Here is a 20,047-nt window from a genome sequence, read left to right as displayed (position 1 = left end):
CCTCTGGACAAGAAATAGGGAAAAGGAAGAAATACAAATTCCTTTCCCCTTTTTCTTTTTCTTATTCTTTTTCTTCATCTTTTTCATTGGGGTTGCTGCACGTTAAAAGGGTTTTGGTAAACAGGGTGAATGTTGTCATCGATCAGCCCATTTAAGTGATGAAGGCGATGAAGCTTTAAGTTATAGGTTGTGTCATACGCCTTGGTGTTTTTGAATGCTTTGCCCAGCATCTCTTTCCGTTTGTCTTGCTCATCCTCTGCAAAAATCCGCGTTCGCTTGGTTTTCCGGTCCCCTTCCGCTACCAGCAACCCTTTTTCAGCCCAATCCCGAATAATCACTTTCGGATCTTCGAATCCCGCCACTCGCAGTTGGTCTTCCAGGATATTTTTGAGAAAGGCCACTTCGATCTGATCGTCCTCACGCGGGATGAATTTCCCCCAACAATTCATCGGACTCCCCGAACTGCCTTCCCGTTTGAACTGTTGCTGATGCTGAATGATGGTTTGCGTGAGATAGCCCAAGGCTTTCCCGCCAATATCGCGAGACGACATCCGTTCCTCTTCCTGTTCTACTAGAAATGCCAGCACACTTTCAATGTCCAATGACAGTCCAAGGGCTTGGTTGGCTAGGTCTCCAGCGGCTAGAACCAAGGCATATTTCTTCGCAATACGCGCTCGAAATGGTGACTCTTGTAAGGATTCGATGCATCTGGCCTGCCACTTCTCCCACATTTCTTCGATGATGGCTAAGTCTTGAGCGAATAGATACGATAGAAAGGCGATGCCCGCATGCCCATAATTCTCTTGAATCACCCGTCGGATGGCATCCGCATTTTCCGCAGAAGTCGTCCAGGTCACATTCGCCACCTCGAATGCCCGAACCGTCAGCCCCACGTTTTGACTGGTTCGTTCATAGATGGATTGTTCCCCGGTCGATAGTATGGTTGTGGTCCAGGTTCCTTGTTTTCGTAGGGTCATTTGATCGTTCATGCGTGATTTCTCTTGCCCGGATGTCATTACGTATACTTCGCTGTTTAAGTCTTTGGATTTACTCATAGACAATTCATCCAGCACCAGCGGAATGCCGAAGTTGCCACTCAGCATATTGATCGTGGCATTGGCTGTGCCATTCCATGTTTTCTGTAAGCCTTTTTTCTTGTTGGAAGGCATTCCGAACGCGGATACTGCGAGCAGGGCAGCGGTCGTTTTCCCCTTGGTGCTATCCCCTGCCAGATGGATCAACAGTGAATCGACGTCATCAAAGCGATGCGACAGATAGCCGACGATTGCACTGGAGAACCCGGCACACAGGAGCATTTCCAACGGGGTGTTGCTCAGGACTTGTTCTTGAACCATATTCGTCCATGCAGCGAGCGTTCCCCTTGGCTTTAGTTGATAATTGCCCGACTCCTCATCATTCGTTGCCATCTGCTTGTCCCGTTGGGGAATGGCTTCAGCGTGCCTGAAATAGGGGGCTTGCCCTTCTTCAAAGCACCACCCGACTTCCCGGTAGATTTCCCGGTACGGAGCTGTCTTCTGTTGGCTCATCAGAAAATCGGAAATGGATTTGTGTGTGGAAAAGGGGATATTCATCCCCTTACTGGATAGCTTGAGCAGCTCATTCGGGATGAGTTGCCCCATCCCGATCGACCACTCGTGATACTGCTGTTGGAAGAAATAGCACAACGTAATCGTCACTTCTTTGGTATCCAAATTCTGGACCATTTCTTTTACGAAGATCGGGTCGCATAACCAGTGAAGGCTAATTTCTCCCGTCTTGTCGTTCTTCCGCTGCAGAAACAAGCCCTCTTTCGACAGCTCGTAGGGGAAGTGTCTGAATGTCTGGCCACTTTCCAGGCTCTCGCTTGTCATCGGCCCCTTCATTCCGCTTCCCCCTCTTCCGGTTCCTCTACATACTCTTGCTTGTCGAATATGTTCGTGATCGTTGTCTGGTAGTGGTTTCCGCTATAGTCATGCAGGACTTCAATGACACATTCATGTCCCATCATTTCCGGTAGGTTATAGGGCATTTTTTTTTGTCCAATCGTGGCGTTTTTCAATTGGATCAGCAACAGGAAGTTCGGGTCATATAAAAAGACTTGCTTCAGCGTTTCGCCTTCTCGCGTACGAAAGGTCACCCAGATTCGCTTGACTGTCCCTCTCCATGTCCGTGCATTCGTTCCTTGTTCCATTCGAATGGGCGTTGCAAAATGCAGCATCTTTTTCTTGGCTGGGTTTGGAAAGTTACTTATCATTGTCAATGGCTCCCTTTTCTTGTTAGTGGTCTAGCTGATTCCTGTAGCGTGTAGCCCTATGGCTAGTCCGTCTCTGATGCTTGGACGCGGGGCGTCATTTGAATAAATACAATCACTTCACCGTCCCTTTCTTCTGTCCCGATAACCGGAAAGGTGAGCGACGTCCGATTTTCATAGTCCAATTCGTAGCGCTCGACGATTTCATGGATCAATTGCGTATTGTAAAGCACACCCGTTTTGCCACTTTTCTTCAACTTGTAGTCGGTGTTCGTTTCCCCGATGAAGTTCGCGAGCGCCAGCACATGACCGGCATACGAAATTTGAATGGAACCTGGCTGGGAAAGGGCATTCATGATGGAGGCATTTAGGGCCAAGCGCTTTCCATTGGCTGAATAGATGATGGACATGCCACCCGTACCGGTTTCCCGTGTGGAATCCGTGCATGTGGATGCTTCGAATTCCGCTAAGTCCGGCACGTTCGATTGGTTTTGGCTCATCGGAAGGCACCTCCAAAAGGAACAGCTTCGTTTGGCTCGTAGGTCATCTGATGAACTTCCATTTCGTATTCAAACAGGATGTCTTCGGTTCGAAGTCGAATCCCCGTCTCTTGATCCAAGATGAATTCATCCGTGAGAATGTCTGCTTTCATGGCATCAAAGGAAGTCCATTTTTTCTCTTTGGAAAACGTCACCTCCACCAAGAATTGTTCCTTGGTCGATTGAATGTTGATATTTTCAACCCCGTACGCCTGTGACACCTGTTCTTGAAAATAGCTCGCGATCGTTAAGGCGTCCTCTTCTGTTTCCTGATTCATCCGGTTCAACCGGTACGTGGTGCTCCTGCAGGTAAACAGGATGATTGTTCCCGAATCCCCCATTCCACTCGTTCTCCACTTGACTTGGCTGCCTGTATTGTTCGCTTGAATTTTTATCATGTTCTTCTCCCCTTTGGTTGTAGTGGTGGATTGTAGTACTCTTGCATTCAACATTCTCGGAGCTAATCGTTCACCAAGACTTCTCCTGGATAATCCCGGCAGCAGGCGCTCACTCCTGCTTCACAGCCGCACACTGACCGCAAACTCCGTCACTTCCTGTGGGTATTCTGTGTATAACTCGCCCAGCACCACACTTAGCGGCAATACTTCGACACCGTGGTTTTCCAATTCCTCCAGCGTACAGGTGCCATCAATTGTGTAATAGGGTTCCCCGTCCATAAGCGCTGTCCGGATGAACAGCCCCACTTGTTGGTACAGGATTTCCGCTGGTATCCGTGGTTCGTTCAAAGGTTCCTGCAGGTCTTGCATGACTTTCGCATACCGCTGGTCAAAGCCTTCTTCCAGGCAATAGACCTGATGGACGGTGGCATTCAACTTTTCCGAAATCGTTTCCCACTGGATCACTTGCAGGCTCTCGGTGTTTGGAAAACGAAAGATGCCGGTTGGATGTCCAACGGCCCAAAATCCCGTCGAATCCGGTGAGAAGCGATGATCCAATTGCGACATCCGGAATAAGTCCATAAACTCCTCCAGACTTTGTATCCGTTCTGTTTCCAACTCCACTTGCCCTGTTTCCGCAAACCTTGGATTGCTAGTTGCGGTTGGGTCACTTTGTCGGGCTTGTTTGACCATCTGCTTTAGGTTCGTTCTTGTGTTCATATTCTTCATCCTCTCCTGCTTGTTTTTTTATCACTGCTTCCACTGCTTTCAGTGGTTGCATAGGTAACAGATGTAATCTTACTGTGTTTATATGCACCATGTAAATACAATGAAATTGCCATATAAATAACATTGAAATATAATATTTATAGACATTGATTATATGCCTTATTTTATTCGAAATTATGCATATTCTTCGTTTTTCTGCCGTGGACGCTTATAGACGGAGTGCATACGATTATGTGGGCGTTCAGGCTCAGCCTCCAAGCGCAGCCGGTTGTAGAAGAAAAAAAATAGCCGTAAAATAAATGGCTCGATTTGGGACAAAAAGGCGAATAAGAGAGGATGAATCCATAAAATGCGGGGAGATCAGATCAACATCGAGTCCACCCATAGAATGAAAAGACGGGAAGCGATTCTCAACATCGTAAAATCAGGAAGGATAAAATCTCATAATGACATTGTGGCTGAATTAGAGGAACGCGGAGTTGACACTGTTCAGGGAACCGTCAGCCGGGATCTCGACGTGCTAAAAATCAAAAAAGGCGACAGTGGATTCTATGAGATTACACCTGAAACGCAACGGGACATGCACCTAACCGATATACAGAACATCCTGCAAACTAGTCCAGTTACCTACTACAAAAATGTAGCGACGCATTACGTAAAAGTAGAAAAGGGGAAGGCGTCTCTCCTTGCCTTCCACCTTCAAGAAGTATTTCCCACGGTCATACTGGATGTAACCATTCGCATGGATAGTTTGGTCCTTTTGATTAATCTGGATGCAGAAACAGAAGACTTCTTTGACTTGATGGCTAACAGCTAGGGCCGTTTCTTCACCAATTCTTCCAGCACGATCTTAATAATTTCCGCTACAAATTTCGGGATCATCGGATCTCGCTCCTTTTCCTTTTAGTTAGGATATAAAAATAGCTGGATTACAGCTTGTTCACGGCATCCAGCTTTTCTTGTTTGGTTGTTTGGATATAGAACTTGGCGGTCATGTTGACGTTGGAATGACCGGCAAGCTTGCTGACGGTGGTGAGGTCCACCCCCTTTTTTAGTAACCGTGTACAGAAGGTATGACGGAACAGATGGGGATGCATCTTGAACCCCATTCCCTTAGATAGATTCACTAGCCAATCCCGCACCGCATCCCGGTGCATTTTTTCTGCCCGCTGGCTAATCAGCAGATAGCCGCTTTGGTGGAAAACAGACGCAGAACGCTCTTCCTGGATATAGGCCCGTATCAATCGAAGGACATCCTGTCGAAGCCCGATTTCCCGTCGCTTTCCGCCTTTGCCGATGATTTTCAAATGATTTTCCAAGAAGTCGATATCAGTCAGTTGAATACTCACCAGTTCACTGACCCTAACGCCTGTATAGAGCAGGAGATAGACGATCAACTGATTTCGGACGCTGACGTTGGTTCGGTCTTCGATATAGAAGAGCAACTTCTCCACCTGTTCTTCCGTCAGGGCATCCACGGACTCTTCGCTGCCAGCGGCAATCTTGATCCGATCCCGCTTTAGCTGGATGAAGGTTTCGTCTACCACACCAATGGTTCTTAGAAAATCGTTGTAGACTTTGAGGCTATTAATCTTTTTGTTGATGGTCGAGACGGCATAGTTCTCTTTCACTAGCTGGTCCCGGTAACGGACAAACGAAAAGCGGGATAGCACTACTTCCTCCTTCAACTTTTCTTGCAAGTAGAATTGAAAGCCTTTCACATCGGACACATAAGACTCGATGGTTTTGTCTGCTTTGCCTTCTGCATACAACCATTTTTCGTATTCTTGAATCGTCAATTCTGATTTACCTCCAAACATAATAAAAGGCGATTGATGGTTGACTACCCCATCAATCGCCTTTTACATTTTGTGTTGTTCCATTTTCCATTCATCCTTCCCACTCACGGCAGTTATATAATACTGTCGGGAGTTTTTGCAGGGGTAAAACCTGTGGTTTCCTTTGTTACCGGCATTCTCCGCTGATGGCACAACTCTTGAAAAGAATTGTCGTGAGATATTGGTATCGTTCGAGTAGTTTTGTCGTGAGCTTCAGTCAATGAAAGGTAGCACTTTCCGCAGGACGACTTCATCATTTTTCGTAATGACCTGTAAGCACCATTCAGAGGAATGGGGATAATAGGCCACTGCCCCGACCCACACAATACCCTCCGGGTCATCAACAATCATCGTTTCATAGAGCAGCGTCGCTGGAACTTCTTCGAACAGTTCCGATGGAACAAACGACGCTTCCACTTCGTCCAGCCCCAGTTCCATAGCTTCATAGCCGATGTCGTCCGACAGAATACATAAGTTAAATTGTTCCTGCAGCGTCGTGATAAACCAGTCGATTTCTTTCTCATCCGTAGCCTTCATCCTAGATATCCTTTTTCTTGGAAGGATAGAAATTCGTCGTCGCAGACGATGATATGATCGAGCAACTCGATACCTACTATCCTTCCGGCTTCTGCCAGTCGCTTTGTTACTGCGATGTCTTCAGTAGATGGGGTACTGTTTCCGCTCGGATGATTATGTCCCACCATGATAGACGCTGCATTGGATAGAATAGCTGATTTCATGACTTCCCTTGGGTGAACGATGCTAGCATTCAAGCTACCAATGTGACAGATGTTGATGGAAAGCGGTGCGTTCTTGATATCCAAGTTTATGACGATGAGCATTTCTCGATCCAACTCACCCAGGAAATGCTTCATCAGCTTATACGCATCCTTTGGCGAGCGGATATTCCGTTCCTTATAAAGTAGACTTGACTCCTTGACCAATTTCAGGCTGACGATGTTGATTCGTTTGGCTGGTTGGTTCTTCAAATAAATTCCTCCTCAATAAAAATAGCCCTAAAACCGTGATGGGTTTTAGGGCTATGCTTACTATCCAAAATATAAAATATTTTTCAAATTCTATTCGATACAGAAAAAGCCGGATATCAAAATTCCACATTCATAGTAAATTAGACACCACCTATGACCAATCCCTCTTATTAGGTGTTAATTTCATTCCACACTTCAAAGCCTCTTCGTAAATCTTTTCTTTATCTGAATCTCAAAGTTTTATATATTCCGTTTGTCAATTTAAGCTAGACAGATCGACTCCATTCAGGTGACTCAAAAATGCCTCCAAGGGTGTGCGATAATCCAGCGACTTTCTAGGGATGTTATTTCGTTTGTCGGCCACCGTAGAAACGAACGGTTGATCCACCTGGTTGAAGTCCATCTCCTTTGGCAGACCGTCTTTTCGAAGGAGACCATTTGAGTTTTCATTCAAGGCACGCTGGGAAGGCGTTCCGGGATCCGCAAAGTAAATCGAGACGTCGTGCCGGTTGCACAGCGGTTTCCAATTGGAGAATTCCTTTCCGCAATCAAATGTGATCGATTTGAACAGGTTTCGTGGAACCCCTTGAAACCACTGGTTTAAAGCTGTTTCAATATCGCATGCCTTGCGTCCTGCAGGCTTTATGGCAATGATGACCTTCGTCAGCCTTTCGACCAGCGTAATCACCGCACTTTTGTGGCGGGCGCCCACAATGGTGTCGCCCTCGATGTGCCCAAACTCTTCTTTGAAAGAAGGATAATCCGTTTCCCGTTCGGAAATATGCCGTTTGAACGCCTGCTTTCCGCGCCGTTCCTGGTGGCCATTGGGTTTCCGTTTCCCTTTCATCGGCAGTGTGGCAACATCAAAGACCTGATTTTTGAACATGCGATAGAGCGTACGCGCGGAACAATCGATCGCTGTCTCTGTACGTCCGACAATGACATCCGGAGTCCAACCCTGCGCCACCTTGTCTTGGATATAAGTCATTTGTTTCTTCGGCAAAACGACTTTCCGGCGGCCGCAGCGTTTCTTATTTTTCTTGTATTGGGTATAAAAATCGAGAGCGCTATGTCCCATTTTCAGGAAGTTGATGACATTGTAAATTGGCTGCCTGGAACGGTTCATTTGTTTGGCGATGATAGCCACAGGAATATTGTGGCGGTGATAGGATTCTATCATCACCAGTTCATCCGTGGTAAGATGGGTGTAGGTCATTCGTGGTCACTCCTATGTTTTTCTTTGGTCGGAAAATACATTTAGAGTGTACCACGAATGGCTTTTTCAGTTGTCTAGCTTAATTCTACAATCGGCGATATTAAAATAGCTGAAGATTGGGAACCTTTTTGTGCAGACTGATTCTATACCCGGAAATTCAGGATAGGACTTTATTATAAAAAACATAAAACCAAATGGGAACACTCTGTGAAAGTGTTCCCATTTGGAATTCAGTTTAAAGAAAGATGAACTTCATCATTCTTAAATATTATTTAGTTACGCCTACAGAAGTGAATGATAGAACGTTTTCGTTAGTATCTTCTACATCTAAATCATCAGTTGCAGTGATAGTTAACGTTTTAGCATACTCTGCAGCAGTCAATGCTCTAGAAAGTTCTAGTGTATATGTTCTAGTTCCGTCAGTACCAACTTCAGTAACTGCTACAGCTGGTGAGAATGTTGTTACATCAACACCATCAATGTTTACTTCGAAGTCAGCTTCTCCAGCATCGTTAGTTAAGTTAACTACATTTTCACTGAAAGTCAACGTGATTTCATCATTTTGAGTTAATGCAGCAGTAAATGTAGGTCGTACATTTTCTACGAAGTACTCAGATGCTGCAAAAGCATTCATTAGAACTCCAGTAGAGCTCTTAACTCCACTGATAGCAACATTACGAACACCCGTAAGTGTGTTTGTATTAGCATCTAATTTCAACTCTACAACGTTGTTTGGAAGCAAAGTAGCTGATTTAACTACCAATCCATTGACAGTATAGTTTGCTTTGTTTGTTGCAGATGCCCCATCAAGTGCTTTGTCAAAAGTAACATGAAGAGTATCATTATCAATTACACTTACACCATTGTCCACTGTATAAGGAGCAGAATCTCCATCTGTAAGAAGTACTGCTGGCTTCGTCAAGTCAGTATCAGCAGCACGTTTAAAGCTAATAGAAGTTGAAGCTAATGGGTTGTTTGAAGCATCTGTAAATCCAGTTAATGCTACAGTGTATGTTGCAGAGTTTGAAATAACTGCTGCAGCTGCTGATCCAGCTGGATCAAATGTAATTGAAGAAAGAGCTACAAAATGTTGTTTATTATCAGTGTTAGCAACAGGTGCTAAACCTGACAAATCAAGAGTACCATTTACAGTTACATAGTTTTTAACTTCAGTTGCTGCTAAGGCACTTACTGTACCTTCAGTTACAGACTCATCAAATGTTAAGTATAGATATTCTACGCCATTTTCAGTCTTAACTTCAGATTTTGTTAGTTTAGGAGCAGTTGTATCAGCTTTAAACTCAACAACTTTAGAGAAGGCAGCGCTAGTTTCACCAGAAAGATCTGTTACTGCATCAGCAACTAATCCTACAGAATGAATTCCAGCTGAACTAAATGGTGCGATTTCAACAGTATATCTTGTTTTATCTGTAGTGCTTTGAGTGATGATAGCTTCAGTTGTCAACAAACCTGGAGTAGCATCTGCCGCAGTTCTTGCAACACCATCAACCAAGATATCAGACTCAGTCAAGTTTTGAACTTCTTCAGAGAATTTAAGTTCGAATTTGTTTAAGCCATTAGGTGTTACTGATGAAACTACTGGAGCAGTACCATCTAATGCACCTTTAGAGAAAGTGAATGTAGTTGGATTTGGTGAAATCAAGTTATTAGCAAAGTCAGCTGCACCTAAAACTGTAGCAGAGATAACTTTACCAGCTGTGATATTTGAATCAATAGCCAAATCAACATAACCTGCTGAAAGATCTCCAAGATCCGGAGTTACTATAGCAGTTGACCCGTCCGCAAATTTAAATGTCCAAGTACCAGCACTCGAAAGCGGCTCAGAGAAGTTAACTCTTACATTCGAAGCGTTAAGCTTCTCAACTGAAGAGATTGCTGGAGCAACTGTGTCTTTAGCAGAAAATACTGATGAAGTATAAACAGGTAAAAATTCTCCTGTTGTAGCTTTGATTGTATCTTCAACAGACTTAACTACATATTGACCATTAAATGTTCCACTAGTAGTGTCGATTGTTAAAGTTTTTCCATCTGCGCTCAAAGCAGCAACTGAAGCTCCATCAACAGTAACTGTAGTACCAGAAATAGTTGCTACATTAATAACGCCAGTTTTCAAAGTGCCATCAGTATCTACTGCAGTAGATGCATCAATAGCTGTGTTGAATTTAACTTCAACTTGTTTAGCGTTAATCGCACTTACAGATGCAACAACTGGTTCTGCTTCTAATTCAGCAATTGTATTAAGAGCATATCTTAGGAAGTCTAAACCAGCGATTCCAGCTGCTGCTTCTGCATCCAATTCAAATGCATATTCAACCAACGCATCTGCTGCGTATACATCTTCTTTGTCAGCTAGCGTGATTTCTTCTGGAAGAGCAATGATTGCTGCTTCAGCTGCTGCGATTGCTTCTTGTAAAGCAACTACTGCTTCGTCAACGTAGTTAACTGTTCCAGTGTATTCTTTACCTTCGTATTCGAAAGTAACTTCGTTTTCACCGTGTTCAAGAGTGTCAACTTCAAATTCAACAACTTCTCCGTTGTCGAAAGTTACTTCAATCGTAGTAGCGTCAACTGCTTTTGCTGATTCAACTTCAGGAGCTTCAGGTGCAGGTTCAGGTGCATTTGCAATTTCATAAGCGCGAACTAGGAAAGTTGCGAATTGTGCACGTGTAGTAGTTTCTTTCGGACGGTATTCTGATACACTTGTAACGCCATTTTCAGACAAAATGTCGATGAAGCCACGGTATTGGCTGTTTGCTGAAGCGTTATCTGTTACTTCAGAATTATCTCCTGGAAGATCTTGAAGGTCGAAAGCTTTTACAAGAACCTGAGACATTTGCTCACGAGTGATCAATTGTGCACCGTTCAAGTTGTTGTTATCGCCTCTGAAAATGCCGGCTTGTTTTACGATTAATGAGTATGTGTAAAGTTCTTCGTCTCTGTACGTTGAAGGCACGTCATTGAAAGACTCAACATCCGTAAGATCGAATTCGCTTAGTGATTTGCCGCTGTTGGCAACTACATATTTACCAAGTGCTTTGACAACTTGTGCACGAGTCAATTTTTGGTTCGGTTTAAACGAGTTGTCCGCGTAACCAGTCATGATGTTGTAATCTAAAGCTTTGTAGATAAACGGAAAATGTGAGCTTTTCGGGTCTACGTCCGAGTATGTAACCTCAGCGTTTGTTTTTACCTCTTCTGCTCCAGCAACCGGTGCGATTGCAGAAGCGACCATAGCAGCTGTAATAGCGCCGGTCATAAATTTGTTTTTGTTGATTGTCATAGAATAATTTCCTCCTCAAATTTCATAAAATAAAGTTCCACCCGCTAATATTAGTAAATATTTCACAGATAAAACGCTACATTTCCAAGTATAGGTTTATCAATTAAATATGTCAATAATATTACAATGAAATTTAATTTTTAGGTAAAAAATGAGTTAATAGTCAAGTACCTTACAGTTATTTAATATTTTATTACTATTGAGCAAGGTAAATTGAACCCCTTTTTTTCTTCTTAACGGAAAAAAAATTACAGCGCCGTAATTCTTCTAATAATTCAAGAAAAAAAGACGCCAAGGTTAATTGGCGTCTTTTCCATTTTCCTGCGCATTCTATAAGTAACGAGCAAGAAAATTATTCTATATCATTTATCATAGTGAATATACTCCAGCAAAGCAAGTAATTACTTATATATTTTATAAGTATTGGAAATTAAGAAATTTATTCCATTCTATTTGTCTGAATTTCCATATTTGCAGCAGGAACTGAATAGTAATTCCAGAAAAAATCCCCAAATGCCACCACTCTTCTGAGCGTCAGGCATTTGGGGATCGGATTGATTATATAAACGATTGTCAGTGGTTTTCTGAAAAAAAGCGAAACAGGAATCCCTTATAATAGCGATTTCGGATTCCCACCTTTTTCAATCAGCTTTCTGGCAAATTCATTTTTAAACAGCAATAGGATCGCGAAGTATATGACGGCTCCAATGGTACCGAGAACAACAATGTGCAGCAACGAAGGCAATGAGCCGATGGCTGTCTGCCACTCAAGGACCAGCAAGACGCCCAGCATTGCAGCAGTCGCGATGCCGATCTGCAGTGTATTTTTCAATAAATACTTGGCTTCCATGCCATCAATCAGTTTCCACAGCAAGGTAAAGGTCACTGCGGAGTAAAGCATACCCACAAGAGATGCTGACAATGCGATGCCTGGCGCTCCGTATAATTGCGAAAAGATATAATTCGTTATGATGTTCAAAAGAATTGAACCGAGTCCGATGCGCATCATCAGATGACCTTTCTCTAACGTATAAAATCCTTTGGCCACTACGGCCTGTATACTATAGAAGAAAGTCGATCCGATATACAGAATTGCATAGGACGATGTCAGCATTGTTGCTTCAGGACCAAACGCTCCACGTTCATACACTGTTTCAACCAGCGGCTCCATAAGAAGCCACATGCCCGCCAGTGTCGGCGTGATGAACATGAGCATATACAGGATGCCTTTCTCGATGCCTTTCCGAAAAAAGGACATATCCTGCATCACCCGCGCGCGGGCGATGATTGGAAAAGCGATGGTCGCGATCGTCACTCCGAATATCGCCTGTGGAATATTGACCAGGCGGAATGCGTAGTTCAGATTCGCCACTACCCCTTCCTGATCGAGACCTGCTGCGTAAAATGTATTGACCATCAGGTTGATCTGGCCCACTGCAATCGTCAGACCGACCGGCCAGAAAATCAAATAGAACTGCCTTACTTCTTCTTTATTGAGAGGCTGTTTCCATTTCATGAATTTTTTCGGGGTTCTGTAAATGAGTTTTAACATCAGACTGACAATGGTTCCGACGAAATATCCGATCGGTACTGCCAAAATCCCCCATTGCTCATGGAAAAGCAGAGCAAAGACAATCGTCATCAAAACGACGCTTGTTTGCGAGAATACGGAAAAAGAAAATTTCCGCTGGGCGTCGAAATACCCTTCATAGACGGCGTTGATACCGACGAAAACAAGAGAAGCAAAGTAAATGACAATCGTCCATGTGGCGATGAAGAAGCCGTCCTCGTATTGACCGAAACTTGGATAGACAATCCGAACGATCGGCGCCGCGAGAATCATGCCGACAATGGACAGGATGAGGGAAATCCACATCGTACCTTTGGCAATATTCGTCAGATGCTGTTCCCCTTTGCCGATAGCGTCGAATTTATAATAACTCGGCAGGAATGCATCTTTCATCCCCGTCAGCATGAATAACACCAGTGCATTCGGAATTGTCATGGCAGCTATGTAGGCATCTGCACGATATGAATCGCCAAATAAACCGGCGATTACAAGGTCCCGCAGCATGCTTGAAAATTTTAAAATGAAGGTGGAAAGCAAAAAAAGTATAGAAGCGATTTTCAACTTGGACATATCAGGAACCTTCTATCTTTTTTCGCTCTTGCAAAACGGCGAGCAAAAACTTTGGTAAGGCGAGTTGACGTTTCCACCTGAACGGCTCCCTTATCAAACGATATAACCACTCCAGACCGAATCTGCGGAAAATTGCCGGGGCACGTTTCACGTTGCCGGCGAAAACATCAAACGACCCTCCCACTCCCTGATAAACGGACGGTTTCAGGTGCTGCATCTCCTGTATGATGAATTGCTCCTGCTTCGGACTTCCAAGTGCCACAAACATAATGGAAGCACCGGAAGCATCCACTTTCTGTCGGATCCCTTCCAAATCTTTTTCATAGCCGTCAATGATTCCGGCAATTTTGAGTTTCGGATACTTGGTTTTCAGCGCTGTTGCTGCAGTATCCGCGACCCCGGGCTTTCCTCCGTACAGAAAGATGGACTCGCCGCTGTCCGCTGCAGTTTTGCATAAGGCTTCCATCATGTCGATTCCGGTAACTCGCTGGCGTATTTTTCCTGTACCAAGCCGCGAAGCCAGCAGGACGCCTACACCGTCCGGAATCTGGAAATCAGCTGTTTGAAGAATTTCACGCAGCTGATCATCTTTCCGCGATGCCATGAGTTTTTCCGGGTTGATGGCGACAATAAACGACTTTTCGCCCTTATGGATCCGGTCGAAAATCAGGCGCATCAACTCTTCATAACCCTCTGTATTGACTTCTATTCCAAAAAAACGTTCTTTCATATGGGAATCACCTGATTTGAGTTTTCACTCTGATTATTTTACTTGCTGTTACCTAATAGATAAGATGCAAATCCGGCATCCATCCATTTTGAGCGGTCGAGGCAGTTCTTAGTATCATAGACAGCCTTGCCGCGCATATATCCAGCAACTTCGGCTGGGTCCATGGCAGTAAACTCATCATGGTTTGTCAAAACGATCAATAAGTCAGCATCCTGCAACGCCTGTTTCATATCCTGCACTTGCGTCGGATGCAAATTCTCTTTGATATGCGGATCGTAAGCCGTAACTTCCAAATCCAGCTTTTGAAGCTCTTCTATTACATCTGTCGATGGGCTTTCTCTCATGTCATCGACATTCCCTTTGAATGCCAGGCCGAAAACCGCAATATTCCTGCCAGCAGCATTTTGCTCAGTAAGCATACGCTGAACCTGAGAAGCGACGTATGAAGGCATTCCATCATTTGTATCGCGTGACAAGTGGATCAGTTTCGCTAAATCCGGTTGCAATTCAACCAGGAACCACGGGTCGACAGCGATACAATGACCACCAACACCCGGACCCGGAAGATGAACATTTACACGGGGATGGAAATTGGCGAACTTAATCGCCTCCCAGACGTTCACTTCCAGTTGGTCCGCCATTTTGGCGAGTTCATTGGCGAATGCGATGTTCACATCCCGGTATGTATTTTCCATAACTTTCACCAGTTCCGCTGTCGTAGCATCTGTCAGGTGAATCTGGCCTTTTACGAAAATTTCATAAAGCTCTTTCGTTTTCAATGAAGATTCTTCGTTTATGCCGCCGACGATCCGGTCATTGTTGATGAGCTCTTCAAAGATACGGCCTGGAATTACCCGTTCCGGAGAATGCGAAACAAAAATATCCGTCCCTAATTCAAGGTTTGATTTCATTAGTTCAGGCAGCATAATATTTTCAACCGTCTTAGGCGGCACAGTCGATTCCAAAATCACGAGATTCCCTTTTTCAAGATAAGGGACGATTGCTGCTGTCGCTTGTCGCACATATTCCAGATTCGCTGTTTTATCATAATTGATCGGTGAAGGCACTGCGATGATAAAGACATCAGCCTTTTTAGGTTTGATGCCTGCTGTCAGATAGCCATCGTCAATCGCTTTTTCCATGCGAATCTGCAAACCGTTCTCTTCTATATGAAGCTGTTTGTTTTGAATCATTTTAACTGCTTTTTCATTTATATCGACTCCATGAACATGGAGTTTGTGATTTGCGAACATAACTGCTGTAGGCAAGCCTATATATCCAAGCCCGACCACACATAAACTTTTAATCATTCCTAAACTTCCTTTCAATTGCAGCAAGCGTAGCATACTGCCTCTTAATACATTGATTTATTATAACACAAAATTTTTAAGGTGCCAGCATGATTATGAAAGGGCGATTTTTTACCTGAAAAGAGTATTTAGAAATAGAATATATCTGTTTTTGATTCATTTATTTATACCCTGAAATCAAGCTTTTTTAACTTATATAGATTGAATTACAGAATAAGCATTATAAACGCTTCGGTGCTTTGTACAGTGCAAAGATGATACTCCGGAGCCATGCCGGTGCCGGGGGATCTTTAGCTGAGAGAGAATCTGAGATATGGAGCAAAACAGCGCAGACGCCCAGGGGACCAAGCGAAGTGCTGAGATCCACTCGGTTGGTCCCCTAACTTAGCTAGGTATAAAAACCGTGCTCCTGCATCGCTGCGCTGCTTCGTCGCAAAGACTTAGCCTCGCAAGCGTCGGCTAATGTCTTCGAAGCTGTTTTGCGGAATATCGATTATGTTATATTATTACTTCAAATTAAATAGGTCAAACATATTTAAGAATTGAACCCCTTCATCCTAAGATGAAAGGGTTCATTTATTTCCGATTAATCCCGGTCCTCTCCCCAGCATTCCGTGTTTTTCAAACCAGGAATATCTTTGGCATAGAATTCAGGATTCTTGCCGGCTTTGCGCTGTTTAGTGTAATCGGCGAGTACTTTGAAGGCAGTGCCGCCGAGCAGCGCAATGACCACGAGGTTGATGACGGCCATCATGCCCATGAACAGGTCGGCCATGTCCCACACGAGACTGACTTCTGCCAAAGCACCGAACATCACCATTGCCAGCACGCCGAAACGGTAAGCCGTCAGCCAGCCGCTGTGTGCATTGATGAATTCGATATTCGTTTCACCGTAATAATAGTTGCCGATGATCGAACTGAAAGCGAAGAACATAATCGCGATGGCCAGGAAGTACGGCGCCCAGTCGCCGACATGGACACCAAGCGAATCCTGGGTCAGAAGGATTCCTTCCGCTTCACTTGTGTTATAAAGATCGGCAAGGATGATGATGAATGCCGTTGCCGAACAGATGACGATCGTATCGAAGAATACGCCCAGGCTTTGTACAAGCCCCTGTTTTGCCGGGTGCGAAACGTTGGCGGATGCGGCAGCGTTTGGAACAGAACCCATCCCCGCTTCGTTTGAGAACAGACCGCGACGCACGCCCTGCATGATCGCAGCACCAATACTGCCGCCGACCGCTTCTTCAAGCCCGAATGCACTTTGGATAATCAGCGTGAAGACTGCCGGTATTTCCGTAAAGTTCGTAATGACAATAAAAATTGCAACGAGCAAATAAAGTGTCGCCATAACCGGTACGACAACCTGTGTAACTTTCGCGATGCGTTTTACACCGCCGAAAATGACGACTGCCGCCAGGATAACCAATCCGAGACCGACTGACCAATCCGGAATATTGAAGACATCTTCAAATGATTGCGCAATGGTATTTGACTGAACCGAGTTGAAGATAAATCCGAAAGCAAGCGTCAGCAGGATCGCAAACACGATTCCCAGTTTCCGTTGGCCCAGCGCTTTTTCCATGTAATACGCCGGACCGCCGCGGAACTGTTCGCCGTCACGGATTTTATATACTTGTGCCAATGTACTTTCAACGAATGCTGTCGCCATACCGATCAACGCGACCATCCACATCCAGAACACCGCTCCCGGTCCACCGATGGCAATTGCCAGCGCTACTCCGGTGATATTTCCTGTACCGACGCGTGAAGCCGTCGAAATCGTAAAGGCCTGGAACGCCGAGACCCCTTTTTCGCCATCTTTCTTTTCACTGATGACGCGGAACATCTCTCCAAACAACCGAACCTGAACAAAATTTGTACGGATTGTGAAATAGACGCCAAGGCCCAACAGTAAACCGATTAATATGTATGTCCACAATAAATTATTTCCTTCGTCAACGAGCCACGTCAACGCATCTAAAATTGCATCCATTTCATTATCCTCCTCTAAGTTGAAAACAAACTTATTGTCTATACCCTTATCACTATTGAAGAAAACCAATTTAAGTGACTGTTTCGGGCAAAACAAAACCCTCTTCAAAGAGAGGGCATTCATTTAACTCATCACACTTTATCATAGAAGAAAAAATTGCGGCAGAGCCTTAAGCATTATTGGCCGTTAATATTTCCCGGGAAATATTATCAAACGTTTTTCAATGTTTCCGCCAGCACACGCGCGCCAATATCCAGTGCATCAGTGTTAAACGCCATATCGGGATGGTGTAACCCGTGTGTGAGGTCTGCACCCACACCGATCATCGCCGCTTTCAATTCCGGCTTCCGGATTGTATAAAAATGAAAATCATCCGCTCCTGTTGTGTGCAGCGGCTGGCCTGTGTTTTCTTCACCAATGACATTGCGTATCGCTGTGCGCGCCAGTTCCATTGCTTCATCCGAAACTTCTGCTGCCGGTGTAAAATCGGTCCATTCCCAGTCCAACCCCACACCATACAGCGTCGCGATTGCGCCAAAACCTTCATCAATGCGTTTCCGCAATTCATCCATCAATTCATTGGATTGGGAACGGACATCGAGGGCAAACGTTGCCCCGCCTGGAATGATATTCAAACTTTCCCCGCCCATCCGCACATTCGTCAGCTTCGCCGAGTAGGATTCGAATGGGGAAAAATAGATCGATTTAACGAATTGATGGACCGCAGCTAATACGTCCATTGCATTTTTGCCTTGATGCGGGCGTGCACCGTGCGCATCTTCTCCGGTGATCTTCCCTCTCAGAAAAATACCGGACCCATGGTGCAGCGCCGGTGACACTTTGCCAAACGGCAGTTCTTCCGCCGGACGCAAGTGAACACCAAACAGGTGGCTGACTCCTTCTACTGCCCCGCGCTCAATCATCGACAGCGATCCATTGCCTTGTTCTTCAGCAGGCTGGAAGATAAAACGCAGATGTTTCGTCAGAGTTTCATCCTTTAAATACATTAATGCCCCGAGCACCATCGCCATATTGGCATCATGGCCACAGGAATGATTCGCCTGCTCCTTGCCGTCCACTTCCTGCCAGAGCGCATCAATATCCGCGCGGACAGCGACGATGTCATCTCCCTGGCCGATTTCCGCAATCAAACCGGTGAGATTGTCGAAAGAATTGTAACGGACGTCGAGCGACTGCATTATTTCTTTCAGTTTCTCCGTCGTCTTGAATTCTTTCCAGCTCACTTCAGGGTTGTTGTGGAAATAAGTGAAGTATTCCAGTATCTGCTGTTTTATTTCCATCATCTATCATCCTTTCTTTCTACGGTGGTTGATTTGGTCGTTAATTTCATTAATTGAGCCTGATCGACATCTATGCCGATCCCCGGCTTGCCGCTCAGCTTCACGTAAGGCAAGTCGTAATGGAGGTTGCCGACCTCTTCTGAGAACAGCAGCGGCCCGGTCAGTTCGGCAGTTTGGATATTCTTCCGCGACATGACGGCGTGGTAACCGGCGGCAGAGCCGATGGACGATTCCACCATCGAGCCGATTTGCGCAATAATGCCCGCAGCTTCCGCCGCTTTGGCCATATGCACCGCCGGAAAAATCCCGCCCGCTTTCATCAGCTTGATGTTAATATAATCCGCCGCCTCCAGCCGGATGATTTCGATTACATCTTCCATCGACTGCACACTTTCATCCGCCATGATCGGCGTCGACACTTTGCGCCTCACTTCCGCCAGACCGCGGATGTCGCCCATCCGGATCGGCTGTTCAATCCACGTGAGATTGGCAGCCTCCAAGCGATTGATCGTCTGCACCGCGAGTCCAACCGTCTTCCATCCCTGATTGACGTCAATACGGATCGGCATATCTTCCCCCACCGCTTTGCGCACAGCATAAATCCGTTCGATATCGAGAGCGGCATTATCCAATCCAACTTTCAGCTTCAGGCTGGAAAATCCCTGCTTTACGGCTGTTGCTGCTTTTTCCGCCATAATTTGGGGCGACTCGATGCTCAGCACTTTGGGATATTGAAGATTGTCATGCGCCCGTCCGCCGATAAGATTATAGACGGGCTGATTCGTCGCTTTCCCCATCAAATCGTAACAGGCAATATCGATGGCCGCTTTCGCCGCAGGGTTGTTTGCGATTGCGGCATTCATGGAAAAATGGATTTCTTCTATATTAAAGGGACTCTGATCCAAAATTTGCGGCACCAGCACATTTTTCAACACCTCAAAGGCCCCATCCACCTGCTCGCCGGTCACATGCTCATCCGGAACAGCTTCGCCGTAACCGATGAGTCCATCGTCCGTTTGGAGTCTGACGATAATCGCCGCCATACTCGGATAGCTTGCATAAGAAATGATGAATGGCTCTTTTAGCGGAAAGTTGACTGAATAGATGTCTGCTTTGATAATTTTCATATGGGTGCACTCCTTTTTGTGGATAATTTCGATTAATGCTAATTGTATCGCTATGAAGGGGATGAATCCAGGGGGTGTGATGTGGGTTGCTCACGCATAGATGGATTTGCCTTTCATATAGCGGCGTTTTGTTGTCGTATAAACTTGTTTAGGTGTCGTATAGCGAAATTTACCTCACGCAT

At 45.1% G+C, this 20,047-nt stretch carries 17 protein-coding genes; 1 reads left to right on the top strand and 16 read right to left on the bottom strand.

From position 1 onward, the window contains the following. Positions 1 to 83: 83 nt before the first annotated feature. The 5 genes from ACFQ1X_RS10505 to ACFQ1X_RS10485 form a co-directional block, all read right to left on the bottom strand. On the bottom strand, positions 84 to 1,871 hold the full coding sequence (locus ACFQ1X_RS10505) for a DUF927 domain-containing protein (RefSeq protein ID WP_379082464.1): 1,788 nt from the start codon (positions 1,869 to 1,871) through the stop codon (positions 84 to 86). Positions 1,872 to 1,879: 8 nt separating this feature from the next. After that, the gene (locus ACFQ1X_RS10500) at positions 1,880 to 2,254 is read right to left on the bottom strand and encodes a hypothetical protein (protein ID WP_144840864.1); all 375 of its coding nucleotides are present in this window, start codon (positions 2,252 to 2,254) and stop codon (positions 1,880 to 1,882) included. Between the two features lie 62 nt (positions 2,255 to 2,316). Next, positions 2,317 to 2,751: a hypothetical protein gene (locus ACFQ1X_RS10495; RefSeq protein ID WP_144840865.1), complete on the bottom strand. Its 435-nt coding sequence runs from the start codon at positions 2,749 to 2,751 to the stop codon at positions 2,317 to 2,319. Continuing rightward, complete coding sequence (locus tag ACFQ1X_RS10490) at positions 2,748 to 3,188, bottom strand: hypothetical protein (protein ID WP_144840866.1); 441 nt, start codon at positions 3,186 to 3,188, stop codon at positions 2,748 to 2,750. The genes ACFQ1X_RS10495 and ACFQ1X_RS10490 overlap by 4 nt, the downstream gene beginning before the upstream one ends. 120 nt (positions 3,189 to 3,308) lie before the next feature. After that, on the bottom strand, positions 3,309 to 3,908 hold the full coding sequence (locus ACFQ1X_RS10485) for a hypothetical protein (protein ID WP_144840867.1): 600 nt from the start codon (positions 3,906 to 3,908) through the stop codon (positions 3,309 to 3,311). A 358-nt stretch (positions 3,909 to 4,266) separates the two neighbouring features. On the opposite strand from ACFQ1X_RS10485, the gene ACFQ1X_RS10480 reads away from it, so the two are divergent. Next, the gene (locus ACFQ1X_RS10480) at positions 4,267 to 4,734 is read left to right on the top strand and encodes an arginine repressor (RefSeq protein ID WP_144840868.1); all 468 of its coding nucleotides are present in this window, start codon (positions 4,267 to 4,269) and stop codon (positions 4,732 to 4,734) included. Between the two features lie 112 nt (positions 4,735 to 4,846). Here ACFQ1X_RS10480 and ACFQ1X_RS10475 read toward each other — a convergent pair whose 3' ends face one another. From ACFQ1X_RS10475 to ACFQ1X_RS10425, 11 genes are all read right to left on the bottom strand, one after another. Next, positions 4,847 to 5,737 (bottom strand): tyrosine-type recombinase/integrase, encoded by an 891-nt coding sequence (locus ACFQ1X_RS10475; protein ID WP_144840869.1) that lies wholly within the window; start codon positions 5,735 to 5,737, stop codon positions 4,847 to 4,849. 231 nt (positions 5,738 to 5,968) lie between these two features. Continuing rightward, entirely contained in the window at positions 5,969 to 6,292 is a 324-nt protein-coding gene (locus ACFQ1X_RS10470; RefSeq protein ID WP_144840870.1) for a hypothetical protein, read from the bottom strand. Further along, complete coding sequence (locus ACFQ1X_RS10465; RefSeq protein ID WP_144840871.1) at positions 6,289 to 6,744, bottom strand: JAB domain-containing protein; 456 nt, start codon at positions 6,742 to 6,744, stop codon at positions 6,289 to 6,291. Before ACFQ1X_RS10465 ends, ACFQ1X_RS10470 begins: the two co-directional genes overlap by 4 nt. Positions 6,745 to 7,000: 256 nt before the next feature. Continuing rightward, positions 7,001 to 7,960, bottom strand: coding sequence for an IS30 family transposase (locus ACFQ1X_RS10460; protein ID WP_379082458.1), 960 nt, complete (start codon positions 7,958 to 7,960; stop codon positions 7,001 to 7,003). Positions 7,961 to 8,228: 268 nt separating this feature from the next. Next, on the bottom strand, positions 8,229 to 11,261 hold the full coding sequence (locus ACFQ1X_RS10455) for an S-layer homology domain-containing protein (RefSeq protein WP_144840873.1): 3,033 nt from the start codon (positions 11,259 to 11,261) through the stop codon (positions 8,229 to 8,231). Between the two features lie 610 nt (positions 11,262 to 11,871). Then, the gene (gene murJ, locus ACFQ1X_RS10450) at positions 11,872 to 13,401 is read right to left on the bottom strand and encodes a murein biosynthesis integral membrane protein MurJ (RefSeq protein ID WP_144840874.1); all 1,530 of its coding nucleotides are present in this window, start codon (positions 13,399 to 13,401) and stop codon (positions 11,872 to 11,874) included. Between the two features lies 1 nt (position 13,402). Beyond that, complete coding sequence (locus tag ACFQ1X_RS10445) at positions 13,403 to 14,131, bottom strand: WecB/TagA/CpsF family glycosyltransferase (protein ID WP_144840875.1); 729 nt, start codon at positions 14,129 to 14,131, stop codon at positions 13,403 to 13,405. Between the two features lie 38 nt (positions 14,132 to 14,169). Next, positions 14,170 to 15,441 (bottom strand): nucleotide sugar dehydrogenase, encoded by a 1,272-nt coding sequence (locus ACFQ1X_RS10440; protein WP_144840876.1) that lies wholly within the window; start codon positions 15,439 to 15,441, stop codon positions 14,170 to 14,172. A gap of 586 nt (positions 15,442 to 16,027) precedes the next feature. Then, positions 16,028 to 17,437 (bottom strand): alanine/glycine:cation symporter family protein, encoded by a 1,410-nt coding sequence (locus ACFQ1X_RS10435; protein ID WP_144840877.1) that lies wholly within the window; start codon positions 17,435 to 17,437, stop codon positions 16,028 to 16,030. A 209-nt stretch (positions 17,438 to 17,646) separates the two neighbouring features. After that, positions 17,647 to 18,738, bottom strand: coding sequence for an amidohydrolase (locus ACFQ1X_RS10430; RefSeq protein ID WP_144840878.1), 1,092 nt, complete (start codon positions 18,736 to 18,738; stop codon positions 17,647 to 17,649). Next, positions 18,738 to 19,865, bottom strand: coding sequence for a mandelate racemase/muconate lactonizing enzyme family protein (locus tag ACFQ1X_RS10425; RefSeq protein ID WP_144840879.1), 1,128 nt, complete (start codon positions 19,863 to 19,865; stop codon positions 18,738 to 18,740). The genes ACFQ1X_RS10430 and ACFQ1X_RS10425 overlap by 1 nt, the downstream gene beginning before the upstream one ends. Between the last annotated feature and the right edge of the window lie 182 nt (positions 19,866 to 20,047).

It is taken from the genome of Metaplanococcus flavidus (assembly GCF_042675885.1).
GTDB classification, from domain to species: Bacteria; Bacillota; Bacilli; order Bacillales_A; family Planococcaceae; genus Planococcus; species Planococcus flavidus.
The sequence above is the reverse complement of the archived record's forward strand: the minus strand, read 5'-3'. Positions and strand labels throughout refer to the sequence as shown.